Source organism: Pectobacterium sp. F1-1, assembly GCF_025643735.1.
In the GTDB taxonomy this organism is placed as follows: domain Bacteria; phylum Pseudomonadota; class Gammaproteobacteria; order Enterobacterales; family Enterobacteriaceae; genus Pectobacterium; species Pectobacterium colocasium.
Genome location: NZ_CP104733.1, coordinates 4,447,718 through 4,469,230 on the forward strand (window position 1 = coordinate 4,447,718; position 21,513 = coordinate 4,469,230).

17 protein-coding genes and 4 tRNA genes are annotated in these 21,513 nt (G+C 52.3%); 2 read left to right on the top strand and 19 right to left on the bottom strand.

The features are described 5' to 3' along the window. Positions 1–8: 8 nt before the first annotated feature. Positions 9–1,373, bottom strand: coding sequence for an adenylosuccinate lyase (purB, locus tag NAL19_RS19975; protein WP_225086112.1), 1,365 nt, complete (start codon positions 1,371–1,373; stop codon positions 9–11). A gap of 247 nt (positions 1,374–1,620) precedes the next feature. On the opposite strand from purB, the gene NAL19_RS19980 reads away from it, so the two are divergent. Next, positions 1,621–2,928: a histidine-type phosphatase gene (locus tag NAL19_RS19980; protein ID WP_263058244.1), complete on the top strand. Its 1,308-nt coding sequence runs from the start codon at positions 1,621–1,623 to the stop codon at positions 2,926–2,928. Positions 2,929–3,049: 121 nt separating this feature from the next. Here NAL19_RS19980 and NAL19_RS19985 read toward each other — a convergent pair. The 18 genes from NAL19_RS19985 to trxA form a co-directional block, all read right to left on the bottom strand. Then, a tRNA-Pro gene (locus NAL19_RS19985) sits at positions 3,050–3,126 on the bottom strand. A gap of 42 nt (positions 3,127–3,168) precedes the next feature. Then, positions 3,169–3,255, bottom strand: a tRNA-Leu gene (locus tag NAL19_RS19990). Between the two features lie 42 nt (positions 3,256–3,297). Continuing rightward, positions 3,298–3,373: transfer RNA gene (locus NAL19_RS19995), tRNA-His, on the bottom strand. 121 nt (positions 3,374–3,494) lie between these two features. Beyond that, a tRNA-Arg gene (locus NAL19_RS20000) sits at positions 3,495–3,571 on the bottom strand. Positions 3,572–3,710: 139 nt separating this feature from the next. Beyond that, positions 3,711–5,102 (bottom strand): bifunctional threonine/serine APC transporter ThrP, encoded by a 1,392-nt coding sequence (thrP, locus tag NAL19_RS20005; protein WP_263058245.1) that lies wholly within the window; start codon positions 5,100–5,102, stop codon positions 3,711–3,713. 286 nt (positions 5,103–5,388) lie between these two features. Next, on the bottom strand, positions 5,389–6,138 hold the full coding sequence (gene wecG, locus NAL19_RS20010) for a lipopolysaccharide N-acetylmannosaminouronosyltransferase (RefSeq protein ID WP_263058246.1): 750 nt from the start codon (positions 6,136–6,138) through the stop codon (positions 5,389–5,391). After that, entirely contained in the window at positions 6,135–7,526 is a 1,392-nt protein-coding gene (gene wzyE, locus NAL19_RS20015; protein WP_263058247.1) for an ECA oligosaccharide polymerase, read from the bottom strand. The genes wecG and wzyE overlap by 4 nt, the downstream gene beginning before the upstream one ends. Beyond that, a complete protein-coding gene (locus tag NAL19_RS20020) occupies positions 7,523–8,608 on the bottom strand; it encodes a TDP-N-acetylfucosamine:lipid II N-acetylfucosaminyltransferase (protein WP_263058248.1) in 1,086 nt (361 codons plus the stop codon). Before NAL19_RS20020 ends, wzyE begins: the two co-directional genes overlap by 4 nt. Then, positions 8,605–9,855 carry a lipid III flippase WzxE gene (gene wzxE / locus NAL19_RS20025; protein ID WP_263058249.1) on the bottom strand — a complete coding sequence of 417 codons (1,251 nt, stop codon included), beginning with the start codon at positions 9,853–9,855 and terminating at the stop codon, positions 8,605–8,607. Before wzxE ends, NAL19_RS20020 begins: the two co-directional genes overlap by 4 nt. Position 9,856: 1 nt before the next feature. Further along, positions 9,857–10,987 carry a dTDP-4-amino-4,6-dideoxygalactose transaminase gene (gene rffA / locus NAL19_RS20030; RefSeq protein ID WP_263058250.1) on the bottom strand — a complete coding sequence of 377 codons (1,131 nt, stop codon included), beginning with the start codon at positions 10,985–10,987 and terminating at the stop codon, positions 9,857–9,859. Positions 10,988–10,991: 4 nt separating this feature from the next. Then, positions 10,992–11,723 carry a dTDP-4-amino-4,6-dideoxy-D-galactose acyltransferase gene (wecD, locus tag NAL19_RS20035; protein WP_263058251.1) on the bottom strand — a complete coding sequence of 244 codons (732 nt, stop codon included), beginning with the start codon at positions 11,721–11,723 and terminating at the stop codon, positions 10,992–10,994. Positions 11,724–11,765: 42 nt separating this feature from the next. After that, positions 11,766–12,839, bottom strand: coding sequence for a dTDP-glucose 4,6-dehydratase (gene rffG / locus NAL19_RS20040; RefSeq protein ID WP_263058252.1), 1,074 nt, complete (start codon positions 12,837–12,839; stop codon positions 11,766–11,768). Next, positions 12,830–14,092: a UDP-N-acetyl-D-mannosamine dehydrogenase gene (gene wecC, locus NAL19_RS20045; protein WP_225086122.1), complete on the bottom strand. Its 1,263-nt coding sequence runs from the start codon at positions 14,090–14,092 to the stop codon at positions 12,830–12,832. The genes rffG and wecC overlap by 10 nt, the downstream gene beginning before the upstream one ends. A 126-nt stretch (positions 14,093–14,218) precedes the next feature. Then, positions 14,219–15,343: a non-hydrolyzing UDP-N-acetylglucosamine 2-epimerase gene (gene wecB, locus NAL19_RS20050; RefSeq protein WP_225086123.1), complete on the bottom strand. Its 1,125-nt coding sequence runs from the start codon at positions 15,341–15,343 to the stop codon at positions 14,219–14,221. Positions 15,344–15,410: 67 nt separating this feature from the next. Beyond that, positions 15,411–16,457, bottom strand: a complete 1,047-nt coding sequence (wzzE, locus tag NAL19_RS20055) for an ECA polysaccharide chain length modulation protein (RefSeq protein WP_225086124.1) — start codon at positions 16,455–16,457, stop codon at positions 15,411–15,413. Positions 16,458–16,478: 21 nt separating this feature from the next. Next, on the bottom strand, positions 16,479–17,576 hold the full coding sequence (gene wecA, locus NAL19_RS20060) for a UDP-N-acetylglucosamine--undecaprenyl-phosphate N-acetylglucosaminephosphotransferase (protein ID WP_225086125.1): 1,098 nt from the start codon (positions 17,574–17,576) through the stop codon (positions 16,479–16,481). 476 nt (positions 17,577–18,052) lie between these two features. Continuing rightward, the gene (rho, locus tag NAL19_RS20065) at positions 18,053–19,312 is read right to left on the bottom strand and encodes a transcription termination factor Rho (protein WP_225086126.1); all 1,260 of its coding nucleotides are present in this window, start codon (positions 19,310–19,312) and stop codon (positions 18,053–18,055) included. Between the two features lie 462 nt (positions 19,313–19,774). Then, a complete protein-coding gene (trxA, locus tag NAL19_RS20070; RefSeq protein ID WP_010283883.1) occupies positions 19,775–20,101 on the bottom strand; it encodes a thioredoxin TrxA in 327 nt (108 codons plus the stop codon). 118 nt (positions 20,102–20,219) lie between these two features. Here trxA and rhlB point away from each other — a divergent pair, with 118 nt between their 5' ends. After that, positions 20,220–21,512 carry an ATP-dependent RNA helicase RhlB gene (gene rhlB / locus NAL19_RS20075; RefSeq protein ID WP_225086127.1) on the top strand — a complete coding sequence of 431 codons (1,293 nt, stop codon included), beginning with the start codon at positions 20,220–20,222 and terminating at the stop codon, positions 21,510–21,512. The last annotated feature ends 1 nt before the right edge of the window (position 21,513 follow it).

Genomic DNA, 21,513 nt, shown 5'->3' on the forward strand with positions numbered 1-21,513 from the left:
GTGTCACCTTATGCTGGCAGCAGGCCGGAGTTGTCCGCATAACGAATCACGTCATCCACTTTCTGCGGCGCACTGCCAACGTAGTTAGCCGGATTCAGCCATTCGTCCAGATCGGCGGCAGTCACCTGCTCGGAAAGCACCGGATGGGTCAATAGCACCGATTTAAACGATTGATTCTGCTCGAATGCCTGCATAGAGCATTCGTAAACCAGATGGTGAGCGGTCTGCTTGCCGAGACGTTTACCAATCTCAAACATCACTTTTTCAGACAACAGCAGGCCATTTTGCAGATCGAGGTTCGCCAGCATTTGCTTCTCGTTGACGGACATCCCACGCAGGATGCCTAGCGCGTTCTGAAGCTGAGCGGACAGATAGATATTGATTTCCGGCAGCGCGATCCACTCCGCACGCCAGCTCATCGCATCACGCTCGTGCTCAACTTTCATGGATTCATGAATCAGCGCGGCACTCTTGAACAGCGGTGCCGTCAGGCTCGCCAGCCCTTCCAATGCGGCAGGGTTACGTTTATGCGGCATGGTGGTAGAACCGATTTTCCCTTCGGAGAACGGCTCTTCGATTTCATTAATCTCGGTGCGCATCAGGTTGTACAGCTCGTTGCCGATTTTACCCAGCGTACCGCTGATCAGCACCGCGACAGAAGCATATTCGGAGAAACGATCGCGGGCAGACTGCCAGCCGATGTTCGGCGTATTCAGCCCCAGTTTATCCAGCGTCAGACGCTCGATTTCCGGCCCTTGTTCGCCAAAAGAAGCATAGGTGCAGATGGCACCGTTAATGTTGCCGACCAGAACACGTTCTTTGATTTCACTCAGGCGTTCGAGGTGGCGAATAAATTCATCCAGCCACACGGCCAATTTGAAGCCAAACGTGGTAGGTAGCGCCTGCATACCGTGGGTACGACCGGCCATCAGCGTATATTGGTATTTCTTCGCCAGACGTTTCAGTTCAACGGCCAGCAATTGTGTATCTCTGACGACAATATCAAAAGATTGTTTCAGCTGTAACACAGTTGCCGTATCAACGATGTCCTGCGTGGTCACGCCGTAGTGAATAAACTCACCTGCCGCGCCGCACTGTTTCTGAATCGCGGTAATCGTCGGCATCAGAGAGTGCTTCATACGTGCCGCATCTTTTGCAATCTCTTCAACGTTAAGCGCACTTGCGTCAGCGTTTTCTGCAATGGTTTTTGCCGCATCCAGTGGAATGACACCCAGTTCACCCTCAGCAAGCGCCAGGGCAACTTCGACTTCGACCTGTTTAGTCAGGCGGTTATGCTCGGACCAGACACCGCGCATTTCGGGCGTGCCAAAATTATTCCCTATAAGAAGAAAATCAATAAGATGTGATGCCATAATTAACTCGTTAGTGTTGGATTTATCAGGCGGGATTTATGTCGTCTTTTTAATTTTTAAAAATATAACATGCGGAAATTATGCGCTTTATACCTTTGGGATCTATCTTAGATCAAAAAGTTTGATTGCAAACTATGCATGTAGAAATGTTCGCTAACACTCTCTCCCAAGCGGAAAAGCCCGTTTGTCACTTTCCTCTTCCTACAATAAAACTTCTTATCCGTATGACTGCTGACGAAGGATTATCATGCTTTCCCACACGACATTACGCATGCCCCGTACCCTATTGATTACCATGATCATTATTTCTTCATTCTCTACTCAGGCCCAGGCTCAGGATCGCTACCAGTTGGAAAAGGTGGTCGAAGTCAGCCGTCATGGCGTACGTCCTCCGACAGAGTCCAACACGACGGCGCTGGAGTCCGGCACAGCACGAGAGTGGCCGAAGTGGGTCACACGCGAGGGTGAATTAACCGGACACGGCTATGCCGCTACCGTGCTAAAAGGCCACTATGAAGGCGAATATTATCGTCAACAGCATCTGTTCGCTTCAGGTTGTCCGACAGAGCAGCAGATTTACGTGCTCGCCAGTCCATTACAACGCACCCGCGCCACCGCACAAGCCTATATGGATGGCATGTTTCCCGGCTGTGGCGTGGCGACGCACGCCGTTGAGGATGAAAAGCAAGATCCGCTGTTCCACGGGGATAAAATGGGAATTGGCAGGCTTGATCCCGAACGGGCAAAGGCCGAGGTGTTGAAAGCAATGGGAGGCGATCTCAATATTGCCTATCAGCGACTTCAACCCAGCATCGAGCAGTTGAAGCAGATCGTATGTAAAGCGGATAAACCGTGCCCGGTGTTTGATAAACCGTGGGCGATAAAACAAGATAAAGACGGTTCGATTTCTATCAGCGGCCTGAGTACGCTGGCGAATATGAGCGAGGTATTCCTGCTGGAGTACAGTGAGAATCTGCCACAGGCGCAGGTCGCATTTGGTCACGTCAGCAACACGCAGGATCTCACTCCGTTGATGGCTCCGATGACGGCTAAATACGATTTCACCAATGATGTTCCCTATATCGCACAGCGCGGCGGTTCACTATTCATGCAGCAAATCGCACAGGCTCTGGCACAGGGGATGCAGGAAGAGCAAGACACCACACAAGGGGAGCCGCCGTCAGCCCCTTACTTACTGTATGTCGCCCATGACACCAACATCGCCTACCTACGCACGATGTTGCAGTTTCATTGGCTGCTACCCGGCGATACCGCAGATAACATTCCCCCCGCGGGTAGCCTGGTATTCGAACGCTGGCGCGATACCACCACGCAACAGCGTTTTTTACGTATTTATTTCCAGACACAATCGCTGGATCAGATCCGTTCGCTGACGCCGTTGAGCGCTCAACAGCCGTTATTGAAAGAAGAATTGACCTCTCAGGGCTGCCAGCAGACGGAAAAAGGCACGCTGTGCCCTTTCGATACCGCTCTGAAATCCATGCGAAAAAGTATCGATAGCAGCGCGCTGGCACCTGTGCACTACGCGCCATAACGCGCACTCCCGCAGAGAAGCAACGTCTTGTCGGGTTGACGAATCTGACAAGATTTTTGCCAGAGAAGACAAATCGCAGACGAAAAAAAAGCACATCTTTCGATGTGCTTTTTTTTTTAATTGGTCGGCGAGAGAGGATTCGAACCTCCGACCCACTGGTCCCAAACCAGTTGCGCTACCAAGCTGCGCTACTCGCCGAATGTACTGCTTTTTTGAACATCACTGATGTTCTCGTTTGTGTGGTGCGAAGAGAGGGACTTGAACCCTCACGTCCGTAAGAACACTAACACCTGAAGCTAGCGCGTCTACCAATTCCGCCACCTTCGCATAACTCACAAACTGTCAATCAACTACTATAGCTGCAAAATCTGGGGTGGCTAATGGGACTCGAACCCACGACAACTGGAATCACAATCCAGGGCTCTACCAACTGAGCTATAGCCACCATCACCACACTTTACATCAACTACTTATTACGCGGTACTTCCTTTTCACGGGATACTTTCTTTACGAAGGTAAATGTACCACCGCAGCTCTTGCACACAACATACTTCATAAAAATATAATGGTGCGCCCGACAGGATTCGAACCTGAGACCTCTGCCTCCGGAGGGCAGCGCTCTATCCAGCTGAGCTACGGGCGCTTAGCGCCGTTGCGGGGCGGGATATTACGGGCTTAGCGACTGGCTGTCTAGTGCTTTTTTATCGAAATGATGCGTTTGGTTATGATTTATTCATTCCAAGCTAAATAACAGACAGTTATGCCCTTCCCGCCCCCAAATGCTACGATTTACCCCCTACTGGCGGCGCTTTTTTACCCAGTCCCAGCGCGAAATAGCACAGGCTGACTACGGCTAAAAAGGCGATACCGACCAATAAAGACATCCGCGTATCGATATTGATGTACATTCCTACCAGCACACACAGCAAAAACGCCATCGTCAGGTAGTTTACCCACGGGAACAGTATCGATTTAAACGGGTGTGCGGCCAGCGCGGCACAATGCTGTTCACGAAAACGCAGTTGGCTAATCAACACCACAAACCACGGCACCATGCCCGGCAGTACGCTCGCGCTATAAACATAAACAAACACTTTTTCAGGGTTAGGGATAATGTAATTCAGTACCGACCCAGCCATCAGGCAAAGAATCGAAATCATGACGCCCGCAGCCGGTACACCGCTGGCCGTCACTTTACCTAACCAGGCAGGAAGCTGGCGATTATTGGCCAGCGAATACAGCATACGGCCACAGCTATACATACCGCTGTTACAGCCGGACAGCGCGGCCGTCAGTACCACAAAGTTGATGATGCCTGCCGCCGCCGTGATGCCAATTTTCGCAAAGGTCAGCACAAACGGGCTGCCGGATGTACCAATTTCATTCCAGGGGAAAATCGTCACGATAACGAAGATTGCGCCCACATAGAAAATCAGGATGCGCCACAGAATATTGTTGATTGCTCGCTTCAGCGTCACCTGCGGGTTTTTCGCCTCACCCGCCGTAATCCCTACCAGCTCCACGCCCTGATAAGACGCTACCACCAGACAGAGTGCGAATAGCAGGCCTTTCCAGCCTCCGGCCAGAAAACCACCGTGTTCGGTCAGATTACTGAATCCGGTCGCCTGACCGTGGTTACCAAAACCGAAGAAAATAATGCCGACGCCAACGACAATCATCACAACGATGGTGGTGATTTTTATCATGGCGAACCAAAATTCGATTTCGCCATACAGCCTTACCGCAGCAAGGTTTGCGACCGCAACCAGTGCAACCGCGGCAATAGCCGGTATCCACTGCGGCAAATCGGGGAACCAGTACTGAACATATACGCCAATGGCGGTAATTTCCGAAATCCCGACCGCCATCCACATAAACCAATAGCCCCATGCGGTGAGATAACCGAAAAAGGGATTCATATATTTATGCGCGTAGACGGCAAACGATCCTGCGACCGGCTCCAGATACAGCATTTCACCCATTGAGCGCATGATGAAGAAAACGAAGATCCCAGCGACAATATAAGCCAGCAAGACCGATGGCCCTGCCCACTTCAGCGCACTGGCTGCGCCCATAAACAGCCCGACGCCGATCGTGCCACCCAGCGCAATCAGCTCAATATGTCGGGCTTCTAACCCCCGATGGAGTTTTTCCTGCTTTGCCTCTTCTACCATATATCCTCTGTCTTTATGTTGTGCTTATCCCGGCTGCTGCCGGTTATTGTTCTTATTCAGAAAGGCGATTGATTAGAAAGCATGTGCCCTCGCCTCCAATCAGCGGCCATGAAAATACCGTAATGTGAGTGTGAATAACACATCAGGGATGACGAATACGCCAAAGATAGAATTCTGTATTTCCGATTGACTGGAAAACAGACAATTAAAATCGAATAGGAATAAAAAAACAGGGCGATATATCGCAGAGAAAGGTTGGCGTGTTCAACACGCCAATTCAGTGGGGTTACAGGCGACCGCTATAGTGATAGGCCACATATTTCAACAGCCTGAGTTGCCGAAAAATACGACTCGGCTGGGACAGCAAGCGATACAGCCACTCCAACCCTAAGTTTTGCCACACTAACGGAGCACGCTTGACATGCCCGGTAAAGACGTCATACGTTCCGCCCACGCCCATATACAAGGCATCAGGATAGTGGTGACGACAATCGCGCATCAGAATTTCCTGTCGCGGCGACCCCATCGCGACGGTAACAATCCGTGCACCGCTGGCGCGAATGCGCTCAAACAACACATCGCGCTGCTCTGGCGCAAAATAGCCATCCAGACTACCAACAATATTCACATTCCACAGTGCTCGCAGTTTTGCTTCCGTTTGTGCCAGCACCTCAGGTTTGCCACCCACCAGAAAAACCGGCGTTCCCTCTTTGCCTGCCCGCTCCATTAGCGCTTCCCACAGGTCTGCGCCTGCAATCCGCGTGACGTCAGCCTGCGGGTACTTGCGACGAATGGAACGCACAATGCTAATGCCGTCCGCATACTTATAGTCTGCGCGATCGAGCAGTGTACGCAACGCCACATCTTTCTCTGCCGTGAGCACTTTCTCAGCGTTAATTGCGACAAGTGTTCCCGCCTCAACCTGTTCTCCTGCAAACAGGTAATCAACGAACTGCGTCATATTGCGGAAGCCGTGAATGGGCAAATCACGGATGGTATACAGAGGGATTGTCTCTGTGGTTTTTAACGCTGTCATATCTGTTCCTTTATCACAGGATCCGGTACGGTGCTGGATGTCGGCGCTAGCGGCGTCGCACGCATACGCATCAGGCGCTGCCGGATTAGCCCGGCGCTTTCCAGCAGCCAGTAAAGCAGTTTGGCAACGAGCAGACACAGGCCAAATACCAGGCAGAAAAACACCACGCGTGAAACAAAGGAATCGACGCCTTCACGCGTCAGCACAATGATATTGAACACCGCCCCGAAGCAGAACGCCTGCAAAATAGCGGCCTTATAGCGGTTGCTGTCGCGTTTTCCTAACTCGTACACCCAGTCGAACCACTTGATAACCAACCCGACAGCAATCGCTCCCAGCGGGATAAACAGTACGCCGCCCATCACCACCAGCGACCCCAGCAGCGTGGGAGATATCGCCAGCCCGGAGTGGTTATTCAGCACTTCCCAGGTGAAATAGTTCGCACTGTTTAACACCAGATTCGGGCGTTCAGGCCATAGCCAGGAGGGAATGAAAACATAGAAATCACGGGCAATCGGCGCCAGCCCCTGAAATTCAATCTTGTCGTAGTTCTGCCACAGCAGCGCCAGATTTTCCCAGGGTGAGAAGGTGTCACGGGTTAAATAGAGGAAGGTATAAAATGCATAATCGCCGCTGACATCCAGCCCATAGCGCTTCAGCGCCAGCCAGAACATCCCGACAATCCCGAACGCGCCTGCCGCAACCAGCATCCAGAGCGTAATCCAGCCACGTACAATGCCAATAAACAGAAACAGGGCGAAGGCGATGATCAGATTCGCACGCGTTCCGCCGACAATCACGTAGGTCAGCATCCCAAATGCAACCGTACCAATGAGGAACATCAGCCACGCACGCTGCGTCTGACGCAGGAAATACACCACCAGCATCGCCGGAATGAAGAAGTAGAAAAAGCGTTTCAACGCCACGCCGGATACATCGCTGGAGAATATCTGGCTATAAGAGCGCAGTTTAAACAGCAGAAAGCCATTGTTAAGAAAGAAAATACCGACGGTGGCGACCGCAATCAACGCCAGCAACAGCCAGGTCAGATTGGCTTCAACCCGATTCACCGTCAGGAGCGGCGCACGCGGCGCGGAGGCTTTCTGACGCAGGCGAGTCTTATAGCTGACGTAATAGATCGCATAGAACGCTGTCGCGGACAGCATCGCCTGAAGCAGATACTGCACGGGAACGACCTCAACGCCGAAGCGGAATACCAGCACGCAGGTAAACGGAAAGCCGAAATAGAACGTCAATAAATAGAGCAATGAAAACAGCACGTTAAAGTTAAAACGCACTCGCCGAAACTCCATCCAGGTCAGGCTCAGGATAAAGATGACTGAAATCAGGTAGACGACAAACAGCCCACCAAATTGCCCCAGCGTCATGTTGGTTCTCCCGTCGCCAACGCCAGCGCCTCTCGCCAGCCTTGCAGATAATTGGGATTAAAGAACGCGATCTGGTGCTTATCTACCGATGCCAGTTGGCGCTGCGCCTCACGCACCAGCGCTTCATCCAGCTCATCACCGTAAAACAGTACGGGCAACCCCTGTTCCGTCAGATCCTGCCAGAACGGATTTTGCCGACTGATCACGAACGGCACGCCAAACTGAATCAGCAGGCATAACGTCCCGATGCCCTGCTGGCGATCGAAAATAAAATAGCCCAAATCGCAGGTGCGTAGCATGTTGAGGTAGTCATCAAACGCCAGTTGATCCTTTAGCAGTTGGAAATTTTTCACGCCGAACAGCGCCAAACCGTCTTTTTCCACCTGCGCGATGTAGGATGCGTTATTCGCAGGGTAGCCCATTGGCACAATCACCCGCACATTTTTCCCGAACTGCTTGTGAATCGCCCGCAGCGCTTCCTGATGACGATTCGTGCGATCGCCAGAATTGCCGACCAGAATCGTCATCGGCCCTGCCAGCGGTTTATCCACCTGCATGCCTGTTAGTGCCGGATTCATGCGCGTTGGGAAGTACAGCAATGACGTCGGCACACGAGGCGCACGCTGCTGATACCACGCCAGATCGCCACGCGTGGCAAACACGTGCCCAACACGCTTTTGCGCCATACGCCGCAGCAGATAAAACAGGCGATATTTCAGGCTGCTCGCTTCTTCATACAGATCAGCGCCCCACACGTGCCAGTAAACCTGTTCGGATTTGATTTTCCCGCTCAGCAACGCCAGCCACAGCGTGGGGTTAAACTGCCCGTGCAGGAAAAAGCGCATCTTACGGTTCGCTTTGGCTCTGGCAATGACGGCCTCAGCCAGCGTTTTCTTATCCACGCAGGTTTCAATACGCAGTGCGGGAAAGTCAGCCGATGAAATGCCATCGCGGGACGCCACGATGAAGTGCCGAATCTGCTGTTCGGGGAGTTCCGTCGCCAGTACGTCGTTAAAAAAACGTAAAACGGTCTGGTTATGATGCGGGATGTCAGATCCCAATACATGAATCAGTGTCGTCATGCTCGCCTACGGTAAATAATGAATACGCAACAACAAAGCAAAAAATAGACCAGATAGGTTGCCATATAGGCCTGCGCCGCACCTTGTGCGCCATACAGCGGAATCAGCCAGTGGGAAAACCCTGTCAGCAGGAGAAATTGGCTGACTTCCGTGAGCAGATAAAAGCGCAGTGCCGCTTTCGCGATGACCAGATAGCCAAAGACGTAAGCGCCCACTTTCATTACATCGCCTACCAATTGCCAAACGAAGATATCTCTCATTGCCGTAAACTGACTGGAGAACAACAGCCAGATGGCAAAATCTCGCAGCAGCCACACGCAAAAGCTGACGCCTGCCACGACGGGCAGCACAAATTTCAGCGAGCGAACGATTTCCTGCGACAGCGCAGCCTTGTCCGTCAGGCGCGACAGTGTCGGCAACAGATAAACGGTAAAGGAGGCGGTAATGAATTGCAGGTAAGCATCGGAAATACTGCTGACGCCCTGCCAAATGCCCACCTCATCCCAGCTGTAATGCGCCGCCAGCAAATTACGCATCATGATATATGCCACGGGCAGCGTCACTGCGGTCATTAACGCCATCAGCGTGAACTTGCCCAACTGACCCGCAATAGCGCGCTCCCACGCTGGTTTTAGCGACACAAGCGACAGCGGCGTACGTCGCAGTAGCATGATGCCCGCGGGAATCACCAGCAGTGCAGGCACCAGCGCCAACCCCGCCAAAGCGCCAACGTAGCCACCGAGTTGCAGACAGAGCCAAAAAGCCGCCAATCCGATCAGGCTACCGCCGATCACCGCCAGCGCGTTGCCTACCGCATCCCGATAGCCTTTGAGGATCGCCAGAAACAGGTTGGCATAGGCGATGCCCATTTGAATAAACGCCAGCGCACGCACCACGTCATGATAGTCGTCATGCCCAAATAGCAGATTAGCGATAGGCGTTGCAGCAGCCAGAAAGAGTATCGCCAGCAGCGTGGAAAACCCCAGCACCAGCGTGACAGACGTACCGAGCAGCAGCCTCAGCCGTTCAGGCTGTTGCTGATATTCCGCCACGTATTTGGTGACGCCGTTGAAGATCCCGGCACCGGCTAACACCCCCAGCACCGTAATAAGCTGGCGGAAATTCCCTGCCATTCCCACACCGCCAGGGCCAAATGTGACCGCCAGCAGTTTGACGACAACCAGCCCCGCGCCGATTTTTATCAGCGTGGAACCAGCCGTCCATATCGATGCCTTCGCCAACGACATATCAGGAGAAGAAACTCAGAATGGTGTTGATGACCGTCCGCTGATTGACGTCCGACAGGTTGTAGAACAGCGGTAAACGTACCAGCCGTTCACTTTCCTGCGTGGTGTAACGATCTTCACCAGAGAATTGACCGAAATTCAGACCCGCCGGGCAGCTATGCAGCGGAATATAATGAAAGACCGTCATGATTTCGGCTTCTTTCATGTAATTGATAAACGCGCTGCGATCGTCTTGGGAGCTGAGTTTGATATAAAACATATGCGCGTTGTGAATGCCATTAACTGGCACGGTCGGCAGGGTAATACGCCCGGCATCGGCCAGCGATTTGAATGCCGCATAGTAGTTCTGCCATAGCTTCAGGCGGCGCTCGTTGATTGGCCGTGCCGCTTCCAACTGCGCCCAGAGATAAGCAGCCTGAATGTCCGCCATCAGGTAGCTTGAACCGATATCACGCCACGTGTATTTATCTACCTGTCCGCGGAAAAACTGGCTACGGTTCGTGCCTTTTTCACGGATGACTTCCGCGCGCTCCACCAGTCTTGCGTCATTAATCAGCGTGGCCCCCCCCTCACCGCCTGAGGTGTAGTTCTTGGTCTCATGAAAGCTGAAGCAGCCGATATGACCAATGGAACCCAGAACACGGCCTTTGTAGCTGGACATCACGCCCTGCGCAGCATCTTCCACGACATATAAATCGTATTTCTTCGCCAGCGCCATAATCGCGTCCATCTCGCAGGCCACGCCCGCGTAGTGGACTGGCACGATAATGCGCGTCTTTTCCGTAATGGCCGCTTCGATTTTCGTCTCGTCAATGTTCATGGTATCCGGGCGGATATCGACAAACACGATTTTCGCGCCGCGTAGCACAAAGGCGTTAGCAGTGGAAACGAAGGTATAGCTCGGCATGATCACTTCATCGCCGGGCTTAACGTCCAGCAGGATAGCAGCCATCTCCAGCGAAGCGGTGCAGGAAGGCGTGAGCAGGACTTTTTTACTGCCGGAATAATGTTCCAGCCACTGCTGACAACGGCGGGTAAACCCACCATCGCCGCACAACTTACCGCTGCTCATGGCAGCCTGCATATAGTCCAGTTCCGTACCGACAATCGGTGGCGCATTAAATGGAATCATGTGATCACCTGTATAACCAATACGCCGTGCTCTCAATCGTGGCACCACGGCGAAGATAAAGACGAAGCGCCGCCACGTTGCCAACCTGCGTCGCGACTCGAAGACGAATCAATCCTTGTTGTCGACACCACGTTTCCGCCAGCGCCATCAGATGTGAACCGATACCGCGTACCGCCACACCCGGCCAAACGCCAAGTAGCCCGATACGTGCATCCGTGTCATCCACTCTGCGTAGCGTGACCCATCCTTGTGGATTGCCGGCGGCATCTTCCGCCAGTAAACAGCAGTGATCGAACGTACCGCGCACGGCATTTTCAATCCACTGCGCATAGAAGCGCCCGCTATCCTCCGGCTGGTACCACGGAGAACGAAAACGACTCAGCGCAAACACGCGTGATGCCGCGTCCCTCAGTACCGGGATATCGTCGGGCGCGGCTTCACGCCAGCGCGGTAGCGGCGTCACTACCGTAGCCCGCTCCAGCGACAGACTGAGATCGACTTCGCCTTCCACCAATCGAAAACCAAGATCGGCAAGCGCATCCGCCAACACCAGATTGTCCGCCGTAATTTTGGCCTGCGTCAGCGTAAAGGCGCTCAACACATCAGGCGTCAACACGGGCGCAGCAGGCGAAAAATTCAGCTTACCGCTGTCGTTCTGGAAGAACTCACTCTCCCAGCCCAGCGGTTCAACCGTGGCGCGAACCTCTCCCTGTCCTACTGATACCGGATAGGTCATTGTTTCGCTCCTTCTTTTCCTTTTCCGCCACTGGGCACAGGTTTAATCGTTCAGCCCCAAGCGTTCGCCGGCATAAGAACCATCCTGCACGCTGCGCCACCATTTTTCGTTATTCAGATACCAGTTGACGGTTTTTCTCATACCCGTCTCAAACGTTTCTTCCGGACGCCAGCCCAGTTCACGTTCAATTTTTCCGGCATCGATCGCGTAGCGCATATCATGACCAGGGCGGTCTTTCACGTAAGTGATGAGATCGCGATAATGTTCCACGCCAGCGGGTTTATTCGGTGCCAGTTCTTCCAACAGCGCGCAAATGGTCTGCACGACCTCAATGTTTTTACGCTCGTTGTGGCCACCGATGTTGTATGTTTCGCCGATTTCACCTTCTGTCACCACTTTGTACAGTGCACGAGCGTGATCTTCGACAAACAGCCAGTCGCGGATTTGCGCGCCGTCACCGTAAACCGGCAACGGTTTACCCGCGACGGCATTCAGGATCACCAGCGGAATCAGTTTCTCTGGGAAATGGTAAGGGCCGTAGTTATTCGAGCAGTTGGTGATAATCGTCGGGAACCCGTAGGTACGCAGCCAGGCGCGAACAAGATGGTCGCTGGATGCCTTCGAGGCGGAATAAGGGCTGCTCGGCGCGTAGGACGTTGTTTCTGTGAATAGATCGTCTGTCCCGTGCAGATCGCCAAACACTTCATCAGTGGAGATATGGTGAAAACGGAACGCACGTTTGTCCGCATCAGCCAGGCCCTGCCAGTAGTGGCGTGCCGCTTCCAGCATGGTGTAGGTGCCAACAATGTTGGTTTCGATAAACGCCGCCGGGCCGTCGATAGAGCGATCGACATGACTTTCTGCCGCCAAATGCATCACCAGCGCGGGCTGGTAGGCCTTAAAGACACGGTCCAGCTCAGCACGATCGCAGATATCTACCTGCTCGAACGCAAAACGTTCGCTATCGGCAACGGGAGCCAGAGAAGACAGATTACCTGCATAAGTCAGTTTATCGACAATGACGACGCTGTCCTGCGTCTCCGTCAGAATGTATCTGACCAACGCCGAACCAATAAACCCTGCACCACCGGTAATTAAAATACGTTTCAACGCCATACTCCTTTGGTATCAATGACCCACTGTTGTTTCACATCTTCTGGGTTAATCGCTTTAAACTGACGATGGTCGACTAACATCACCAACACATCGGCTTCTTTTAATGCACTGCTGGTATCGACCAGTTTCACCTGCCCGGTCAATACGGACGGCAGGTGTTTGACATTGGGTTCGACGGCTAACGTCACGCCGGTATTCCACTGTGCAATCATGGACGTAATCCCTACCGCAGGGCTTTCACGCAGATCGTCAATGTCAGGCTTGAACGCCAGTCCAAAGCAGGCCACCGTAACCTCGCTGGCACGTTTATTCGTTTGTGCCAGATAATCCGCTACGGCCGCTTTGACGCGATCCACCACCCAGAGCGGTTTGCCATCGTTGACCAGTCTGGCGGTATGAATCAATCGAGCCTGCTGCGGGCTCTGCGCCACGATAAACCAGGGATCAACCGCAATACAGTGCCCGCCGACGCCAGGGCCGGGTTGCAGGATATTGACGCGGGGATGACGGTTTGCCAATCGGATAAGTTCCCATACGTTAATGTTTTGTTCGGCACAAATCAGCGAAAGCTCATTGGCGAAAGCAATGTTGACATCGCGGAAGCTATTTTCCGTCAACTTGCACATTTCGGCGGTGCGGGAGTTAGTAACCACACACTCACCTTCAAGGAAGATTTTGTACAGTTCACTGGCGCGCGCAGAGCACACCGGGGTCATACCACCAATCACGCGATCGTTTTTAATCAGCTCAACCACCACCTGACCGGGCAGCACACGCTCAGGGCAATAGGCAATATTGATATCCGCCGTTTCCCCAGCCTGCTGCGGAAACGTCAAATCCGCACGCGCATCGGCTAGCCACTCGGCCATTTGCTCGGTTGCCCCTACGGGGGATGTCGATTCCAGAATCACCAGATCGCCTTTCTTTAGCACAGGTGCGATGGACGCAGCGGCAGCCTGAACATAGGTCAAATCGGGTTCGTGATCGCCTTTGAAAGGGGTAGGAACGGCGATCAGGAAAGCATCGGCGGGTACGGGCTTGGTCATGGCCTGGAGATAGCCATTTTCCACGGCGACTTTGACCAGTGAATCCAGATCGGGCTCGACAATATGGATTTCGCCGCGATTAATGGTTTCAACCGCCAGTTTATTCACATCAATACCGATGACTTTTTTCTGACGGGATGCAAAGGCTGCGGCAGTGGGTAAACCGATGTAGCCTAAACCGATTACGGAGATGGTAGTAAAGCTCATAGTGTCACCTGATAATTTTTATGTCTGGCCGTCGTGTGACGACGTTTAAAATCGCTCCTGGCGATTTTTTATGTCGAGCTATCCCTGCCCGCCCCCCTTCGGGTCGCCGCTGGACGGCGCTAAAAATCATTTCCTATGATTTTTTAAAGCATCAACAATGCGTTGGCAGGCCTGACCATCGCCATAGGGATTATGGGCGTGGCTCATTGCCTGATACGCCTCTTCATCCGTTAGCAGCATAGAGACCGCATCAACAATGCTGGTCACTTCTGTTCCCACCAACTTAACCGTGCCCGCTTCAACCGCCTCCGGCCGCTCTGTCGTATCACGCATCACCAATACGGGCTTGCCTAACGACGGCGCTTCTTCCTGAATACCGCCAGAGTCGGTCAAAATCATGTAAGAGCGATTCATCAAATACACGAAAGGCAGATAGTCCTGCGGCGCAATCAGCATCACATTATCAATGCCGCTCAGGATTCGATTCACGGGTTCACTGACGTTAGGATTCAGGTGAACCGGGTACACAATTTGTACTTCAGGGTGGCGACGAGCAATATCCGCCAGCGCGCTACAAATGCGCTCAAAACCGCCACCAAAACTCTCGCGTCGGTGTCCGGTAACCAGAATCAGCTTCTTGCTGTCGTCCAAAAAGGCATATTTTTCATCAAGGCTACGGCGCAACGCGGCATCGCCGAGGATACGGTCACGCACCCAGAACAGCGCATCGATCACCGTATTGCCGGTCACAAAAATATGTCGATCGGACAAGTGCTCACGCAGCAAATTCTGGCGGGAATTTTCCGTCGGAGCGAAGTGGTACATTGCCAAATGCCCGGTTAATTTACGGTTGGCCTCTTCCGGCCAGGGCGAATACAGATTGCCAGTGCGCAATCCCGCTTCTACGTGGCCGACGGGGATGCGCTGATAAAAGGCCGCCAGGCTGGTTGCCAGCGTCGTGGTGGTATCGCCGTGTACCAATACCAGATCCGGTTTGAACTCCGTCATAACGGGTTCAAGCCCCGATAAAATTCGGCAGGATATCTCACTCAGCCCCTGTCCCGGTCGCATAATATCCAGATCGTAGTCTGGCGTAATATCGAACAAACGCAGCACCTGATCCAACATCTCTCGATGCTGGGCTGTCACGCAAATCCTCGATTCAAAGGCTCCATCCTGAGCCAGAGCATGAACCAGCGGCGCCATTTTAATGGCTTCCGGCCGGGTGCCGAAAACAGTCAATACTTTCACATTGAATCTCTTTAATCAGGTTAGACGCAGACGCTCGCAGAGCGTCAAACGCGAATCAGCAAGCTGCTTAGCGCGGACGGCGAGCCAAGGCAACACCCGCCCCAACGAGCGCACCAATCGCACCCCACATCACCATCAGGAATGCCCGGCGTGGGCTGTCGCGCTTCACCGGTTCTTCCGGCGTACGCAAATAACGGTATGTCTGGAAACTCGCCTCAAGCGTTGGGCCAACGTCCAACGTCGCCAACATCGCGCGATTTTGATCATAATCCAGTTCGTAGTGCGGGCCGCTGGTCTGCAATGTTTCCAGTCGGGCCTGGAGCATCGGCCTGCCGAGCAGGAACATTTCCGATGCGGGGATTTCGTCTGCCGGCGTATCCGTCTGGCTACGGCTAATGCCTTGCTGCTGTGCGATTTTCAGCGCCAGTTCAACGCTGCGGACTTCGCGATCGTAAATCGCTTTCGCTACGGCTTCCTGACGCTTGATCTGCGATTTCATGAAGATAGTTCTGGCAGCCCAGGCCCCCTTGATCTCTTCATTCAGGTGGTTGGCGGCTCGCTGGCTGGCAAAAGCCACATACTGACGAAGCAACGTGTTGGAATCCGCAGAGGTTTCCGCCACCAGCTTCACAGAATCATTGGTTTTTTTCCCATCATCGCGCGGCGTAAACTGAATGTTGTTGACCATTTCATCCAGCAGAGCGGAATCCGCCTTTGCATCACCTTCCAGTCGCTGCTTGTAATAATCGGTCTGCAACCAGAAATCGCGGCGGGTATCGTAAGCCGCTAATTGCATGATGAATTCATCATAAGCATCAGCCGAAATAGACGGCTGCTCTGGCTGAGGAGTAGAAAAAGATCGAGCGTCGAGGTTACGCAGGAATTGCTGCTGCGAATAATACCCTCCTAGCATATTGACCGTCGGCTTGTCGGTAATCGCTGTCGCGCTCCATTCCTGTTTAACAAGATAGGAGTAGCCTAATGCCACAACGGCAAAAAGCAGGCCGATCGCTATCGGCCATACCTTTCCCCGCCACAGCAGGCGAAATAAACCACGGATATCCAGTTCGTTATCAATCAACGCATTCCCGGTAGACAAATTCTCTGATTTCATTACTTCCCCAAAATTATTTGGTCAGGATGACTGCTTTTGCTCATCGGAATGCCGCATACGGCGTTTGATTCGCTTGATAAAACGGGCGACCCGCCATGCTCGTTTCAGGCAGTAGCCATACAGTAGAAATGCAAGCAAGAATAATGCCAACATCAACCATTCGGGTATAAAAAAGAAATACTCTCCCAACACACCAACCGCAGCCAACAAAGCGGCGGCGAGCGTAATCAGCACAAAAGCCTGTCGGGAAGAAAAACCTGCACGCATCATTAAATGATGAATATGCTGTCGGTCAGGTGAGAACGGGCTCATCCCTTTGCGTAAGCGCCGATACATAATGGCGATCATATCAATCAGCGGGATCGCGATGATCCACAATGCCGTCACCGGATTAATCGGATGCTGCGGGCCTTGCGTCGTTTGGATCAGAAGCCAGATCGCCGTGAAACCAATCATTGTGCTTCCCGCATCGCCCATGAAGACTTTGTAGCGCCGTCCAAACACGCCCAGATTCAGCAAAATGTAAGGCAGCGTCGCCGCGATCATGGCGAAACACCACAGGGCAAGATTCGAATGGCCGCTCAGATACAGCAAAATCCCCATCGCCCCAAATGAGACGCTGGACAATCCGCCGAGCAACCCATCGATCCCGTCCACCATATTGAACGCATTAATCGCCGCCCAAACGGCAAACAGCGTGACCAGATAACCAAACGGCCCCAGCGCCATCTGCCATGGGCCGAAAATGTATCCCAGATTGTGTAGCGTCAAGCCAGCAAAGGCCATCATCACCACCGCGACAAACGCTTGCACAACGGCACGAATTTTCACACTGATATCAAAACGATCGTCCAGCATGCCGACAAAGACCAGCACGCCCGCACACAGCAGGTAAAGACGGAAGTTGGGAATATATTGGTCGGTAATAAAGTAGCTAAAGCAGATACCCGCATACACAGAAATGCCACCAACCAAAGGCACAAGACCCCGGTGACGTTTACGGTAGTTGGGACGATCGACAAGCCCTATTTTACCCGCGATGCTGCGAGCAAAAAAAAGAAAGCCCAGAGAAAACAAGAAAATAAATAGTAATTCGGTACTCATAGTGAGTAAGTTCACCGTTAACAGCTGCGCTGTAGCTGTTCAGTATAGACTCGGTTTACGCCTTATATCCTATCGCCCACGTTGATCGCCAGTACAAATTGAGTGAGAACCGCGACTTCCCAGTAGAAAGCCCTTTCACACCCGATCAATGAGGGGATAAAAAAACGCCACGACCCAGCGTGGCGTTCCCCGAGTTATCCGTAATGTACCCGTCATACTTCAAGCCGCATGTGCGTTGGCAATACTCGGCTCATTTCAGAGCCTCGCCCGAAGGGTCGCCGCAAGCGGCGTTCAAATTGGCTAAACCAATTTGTCCTTACTCACCCCAGTCACTTACTGATGTAAGCTCCTGGGGATTCGTGCGCTTGCCGCGTTACAAGGCACATAAATGTACCTCGCCCTGACGGGCCAACGCTTTGCGTTGTTCAAAACGCTAGCGTTTTGTCCTGCAACTCGAATTATTTAGGGTATATATAGATGAACGCCCGGATTTATGAACGTTTCATCATATCGAAGAATTCATCGTTGGTTTTCGTCATCGCCAACTTGTTGATCAGGAATTCCATCGCGTCGATCTCGCCCATTGGGTGAATGATCTTGCGCAGAATCCACATCTTCTGCAATTCTTCAGAGGTGGTAAGCAATTCTTCTTTACGCGTGCCGGAGCGGTTGTAATCAATCGCTGGGAAGACGCGTTTTTCTGCGATTTTACGTGCCAGGTGCAGTTCCATATTACCTGTACCTTTAAACTCTTCGTAAATCACTTCATCCATCTTGGAACCGGTATCCACCAGCGCAGTGGCGATGATGGTCAGGCTACCGCCTTCCTCAACGTTACGCGCCGCACCGAAGAAACGCTTTGGACGATGCAGGGCGTTAGCATCCACACCACCAGTCAACACTTTGCCCGAAGCAGGAACAACGGTGTTGTAAGCACGCGCCAGACGAGTAATGGAGTCCAGAAGAATGATAACGTCTTTCTTATGCTCAACCAGACGCTTCGCTTTTTCGATCACCATTTCGGCAACCTGAACGTGACGGGAAGCGGGTTCGTCAAACGTTGACGCCACCACTTCACCTTTCACCAGACGCTGCATCTCGGTCACTTCTTCCGGACGTTCGTCAATCAGCAGTACCATCAGCACACAGTCAGGATGGTTGTAAGCAATGCTCTGCGCAATATTCTGCAGCAGCATGGTTTTACCTGCTTTAGGCGGTGCAACGATCAAACCACGTTGACCACGGCCAATCGGCGCAGCCAGATCCAGCACACGCGCCGTCAGATCTTCTGTCGAGCCGTTACCGCGTTCCATACGCAGACGAGAGTTTGCATGCAGTGGCGTGAGGTTTTCGAACAGGATCTTGTTGCGGGAGTTTTCAGGTTTGTCGTAGTTGACTTCGTTAACTTTCAGCAGCGCAAAGTAGCGTTCACCTTCTTTCGGCGGACGAATCTTGCCAGAAATGGTGTCACCAGTGCGGAGGTTAAAACGGCGGATTTGGCTGGGAGAAACGTAGATATCATCGGGGCCTGCGAGGTAGGAGCTGTCTGCGGAGCGAAGAAAGCCGAAGCCGTCCTGCAATATCTCCAGCACACCATCGCCGAAAATATCCTCGCCGCTTTTGGCATGCTGTTTCAGAATAGCGAAGATAATATCCTGTTTACGCATGCGGGCCTGGTTTTCCAGTCCCATATTTTCGCCAAGAGCAATTAACTCAGAAACTGGCGTATTCTTTAATTCGGTAAGATTCATAGTGGTGGGTTCTTTAACTCGGGGTAAATCTCGAACTATTAACGTGAATGGTATGGCAGGGTCATCCGTGCCTCTATAACAGCCTTCAACCACCGGATTCCTGTCTGGTTTCACACCTGAAGCGCATTACATCCGCGCAAAACAACATCCGCATAAACGATATCCGCATAAATCAACGGCAGGAGATCGAAGACACATAAAACCAAGTATTGTAAAACTAGTAGACTGCCAAAATCGGATCATAAATGTGTTGTAAAACAACGGCGTTTCGATTTCGACACAGAATAATGCTTTAGACTCTAACTTTCAGGCTTAAGCCTAAGGGCTTAAACATAGGCAAGTACGATATGCAGTAATGAAGAATCTAGCACGCTTCCCGACGAGCGGCAAGCAGTCAATATGAGAATTGCATATTGCCCGATTGCGCCCGCCGGCAATACCCTTTTGAGGGTATAAAGCTAATTACAGATTCGCCGTCAGGAACTCTTTTAGTTGCCCTTTGGACAGTGCGCCGACTTTTGTCGCAGCGACTTCGCCGTTTTTAAACAGCAGCAGAGTGGGGATACCACGGATACCGTACTTCGGCGCAGTAGCCGGATTTTCATCAATGTTCAGTTTGGTAACCGTCAGTTTACCTTCAAACTCTTCGGCGATTTCATCCAGAATAGGAGCGATCATTTTGCAAGGACCACACCACTCAGCCCAGAAATCAACCAAGATAGCGCCCTCAGCTTGCAGTACTTTCGTGCCAAAGCTGTCATCAGTCAGGTGAATTATTTTATCGCTCATATTTTACTCCGCAGGATTATTTCTACCTTGTTGGTGTAGCATTAACCAACAACGGCTTGACTTTATTTCACCGGATACGCTTTCGTAAAGCAATAGTTAGCTGATATTCTACCACACTATGAGCAAAACACACTTAACTGAACAGAAGTTTTCCGACTTCGCCCTGCACCCGCAGGTTATTGAAGCTCTTGAAAGCAAAGGGTTTCATAACTGTACGCCTATTCAGGCGTTAGCTCTGCCATTGGCTCTGTCAGGGCGTGATGTTGCAGGTCAGGCGCAAACCGGTACCGGCAAGACGCTGGCTTTTCTCGCGTCTACTTTCCATTATTTGCTTTCACACCCTGCAAATGCAGAGCGTCAAACCAATCAACCACGTGCCTTAATTATGGCACCCACTCGTGAACTGGCTGTCCAGATTCACTCTGACGCAGAAGCACTGTCTCACCTTACCGGGTTAAAACTGGGTTTAGCCTACGGTGGAGACGGTTACGACAAGCAGCTTAAGGTGCTGGAAAACGGCGTTGATATTCTGATCGGCACCACGGGTCGCCTGATCGATTACGCTAAACAGAACCACATAAACCTGGGCGCGATTCAGGTCGTCGTGCTGGACGAAGCAGACCGTATGTACGATCTTGGCTTCATCAAAGACATTCGCTGGTTGTTCCGCCGCATGCCGCCAGCGACACAGCGTCTAAACATGCTCTTTTCCGCAACGCTCTCCTACCGAGTGCGTGAACTCGCGTTTGAACAGATGAATAACGCAGAGTATGTGGAAGTTGAACCGGAACAGAAAACCGGCCATCGCATTAAAGAAGAACTGTTTTATCCGTCTAACGAAGAAAAAATGCGTCTGCTCCAGACACTACTGGAAGAAGAGTGGCCGGATCGCTGCATTATTTTCGCGAATACCAAGCATCGCTGTGAAGACATCTGGGGTCATCTGGCTGCCGACGGCCATCGCGTTGGACTGCTGACGGGCGACGTCGCACAGAAAAAACGCCTGCGTATTCTGGAAGAATTTACCCAGGGCAATCTGGATATTCTGGTGGCAACGGACGTTGCAGCGCGCGGTTTACATATTCCTTCCGTGACCCACGTTTTTAACTACGACCTGCCAGATGATTGCGAAGACTACGTTCACCGTATTGGCCGTACCGGCCGCGCGGGGCAAAGCGGAAATTCTATCAGCCTGGCCTGTGAAGAGTACGCACTGAACCTCCCGGCTATCGAAACCTATATCGGTCACAGCATCCCGGTTAGCAAATACAACAGCGACGCGCTGATGAATGATTTACCCGCGCCGAAGCGTTTAACGCGCCCACCGCGTTCCAATAATGGTCCGCGCAGACACAGCAATGCGCCGCGCCGTAGTGGAGCGCCCCGTAATAACCGTAAACGAGCGGATTAAC

Excerpts from the sequence above, each read along its gene's own strand:
- rhlB (WP_225086127.1), top strand. The coding sequence starts at position 20,220 with ATGAGCAAAACACACTTAACTGAACAGAAGTTTTCCGACTTCGCCCTG.
- NAL19_RS19980 (WP_263058244.1), top strand. The coding sequence starts at position 1,621 with ATGCTTTCCCACACGACATTACGCATGCCCCGTACCCTATTGATTACC.
- wzxE (WP_263058249.1), bottom strand. The coding sequence starts at position 9,855 with ATGTCGTTGGCGAAGGCATCGATATGGACGGCTGGTTCCACGCTGATA.
- wecC (WP_225086122.1), bottom strand. The coding sequence starts at position 14,092 with ATGAGCTTTACTACCATCTCCGTAATCGGTTTAGGCTACATCGGTTTA.
- rffA (WP_263058250.1), bottom strand. The coding sequence starts at position 10,987 with ATGATTCCATTTAATGCGCCACCGATTGTCGGTACGGAACTGGACTAT.
- rffG (WP_263058252.1), bottom strand. The coding sequence starts at position 12,839 with ATGGCGTTGAAACGTATTTTAATTACCGGTGGTGCAGGGTTTATTGGT.
- purB (WP_225086112.1), bottom strand. The coding sequence starts at position 1,373 with ATGGCATCACATCTTATTGATTTTCTTCTTATAGGGAATAATTTTGGC.
- NAL19_RS20020 (WP_263058248.1), bottom strand. The coding sequence starts at position 8,608 with ATGACGACACTGATTCATGTATTGGGATCTGACATCCCGCATCATAAC.
- wzzE (WP_225086124.1), bottom strand. The coding sequence starts at position 16,457 with ATGAAATCAGAGAATTTGTCTACCGGGAATGCGTTGATTGATAACGAA.
- wecG (WP_263058246.1), bottom strand. The coding sequence starts at position 6,138 with ATGACAGCGTTAAAAACCACAGAGACAATCCCTCTGTATACCATCCGT.
- wecD (WP_263058251.1), bottom strand. The coding sequence starts at position 11,723 with ATGACCTATCCGGTATCAGTAGGACAGGGAGAGGTTCGCGCCACGGTT.
- rho (WP_225086126.1), bottom strand. The coding sequence starts at position 19,312 with ATGAATCTTACCGAATTAAAGAATACGCCAGTTTCTGAGTTAATTGCT.
- thrP (WP_263058245.1), bottom strand. The coding sequence starts at position 5,102 with ATGGTAGAAGAGGCAAAGCAGGAAAAACTCCATCGGGGGTTAGAAGCC.
- trxA (WP_010283883.1), bottom strand. The coding sequence starts at position 20,101 with ATGAGCGATAAAATAATTCACCTGACTGATGACAGCTTTGGCACGAAA.
- wzyE (WP_263058247.1), bottom strand. The coding sequence starts at position 7,526 with ATGACGCTGGGGCAATTTGGTGGGCTGTTTGTCGTCTACCTGATTTCA.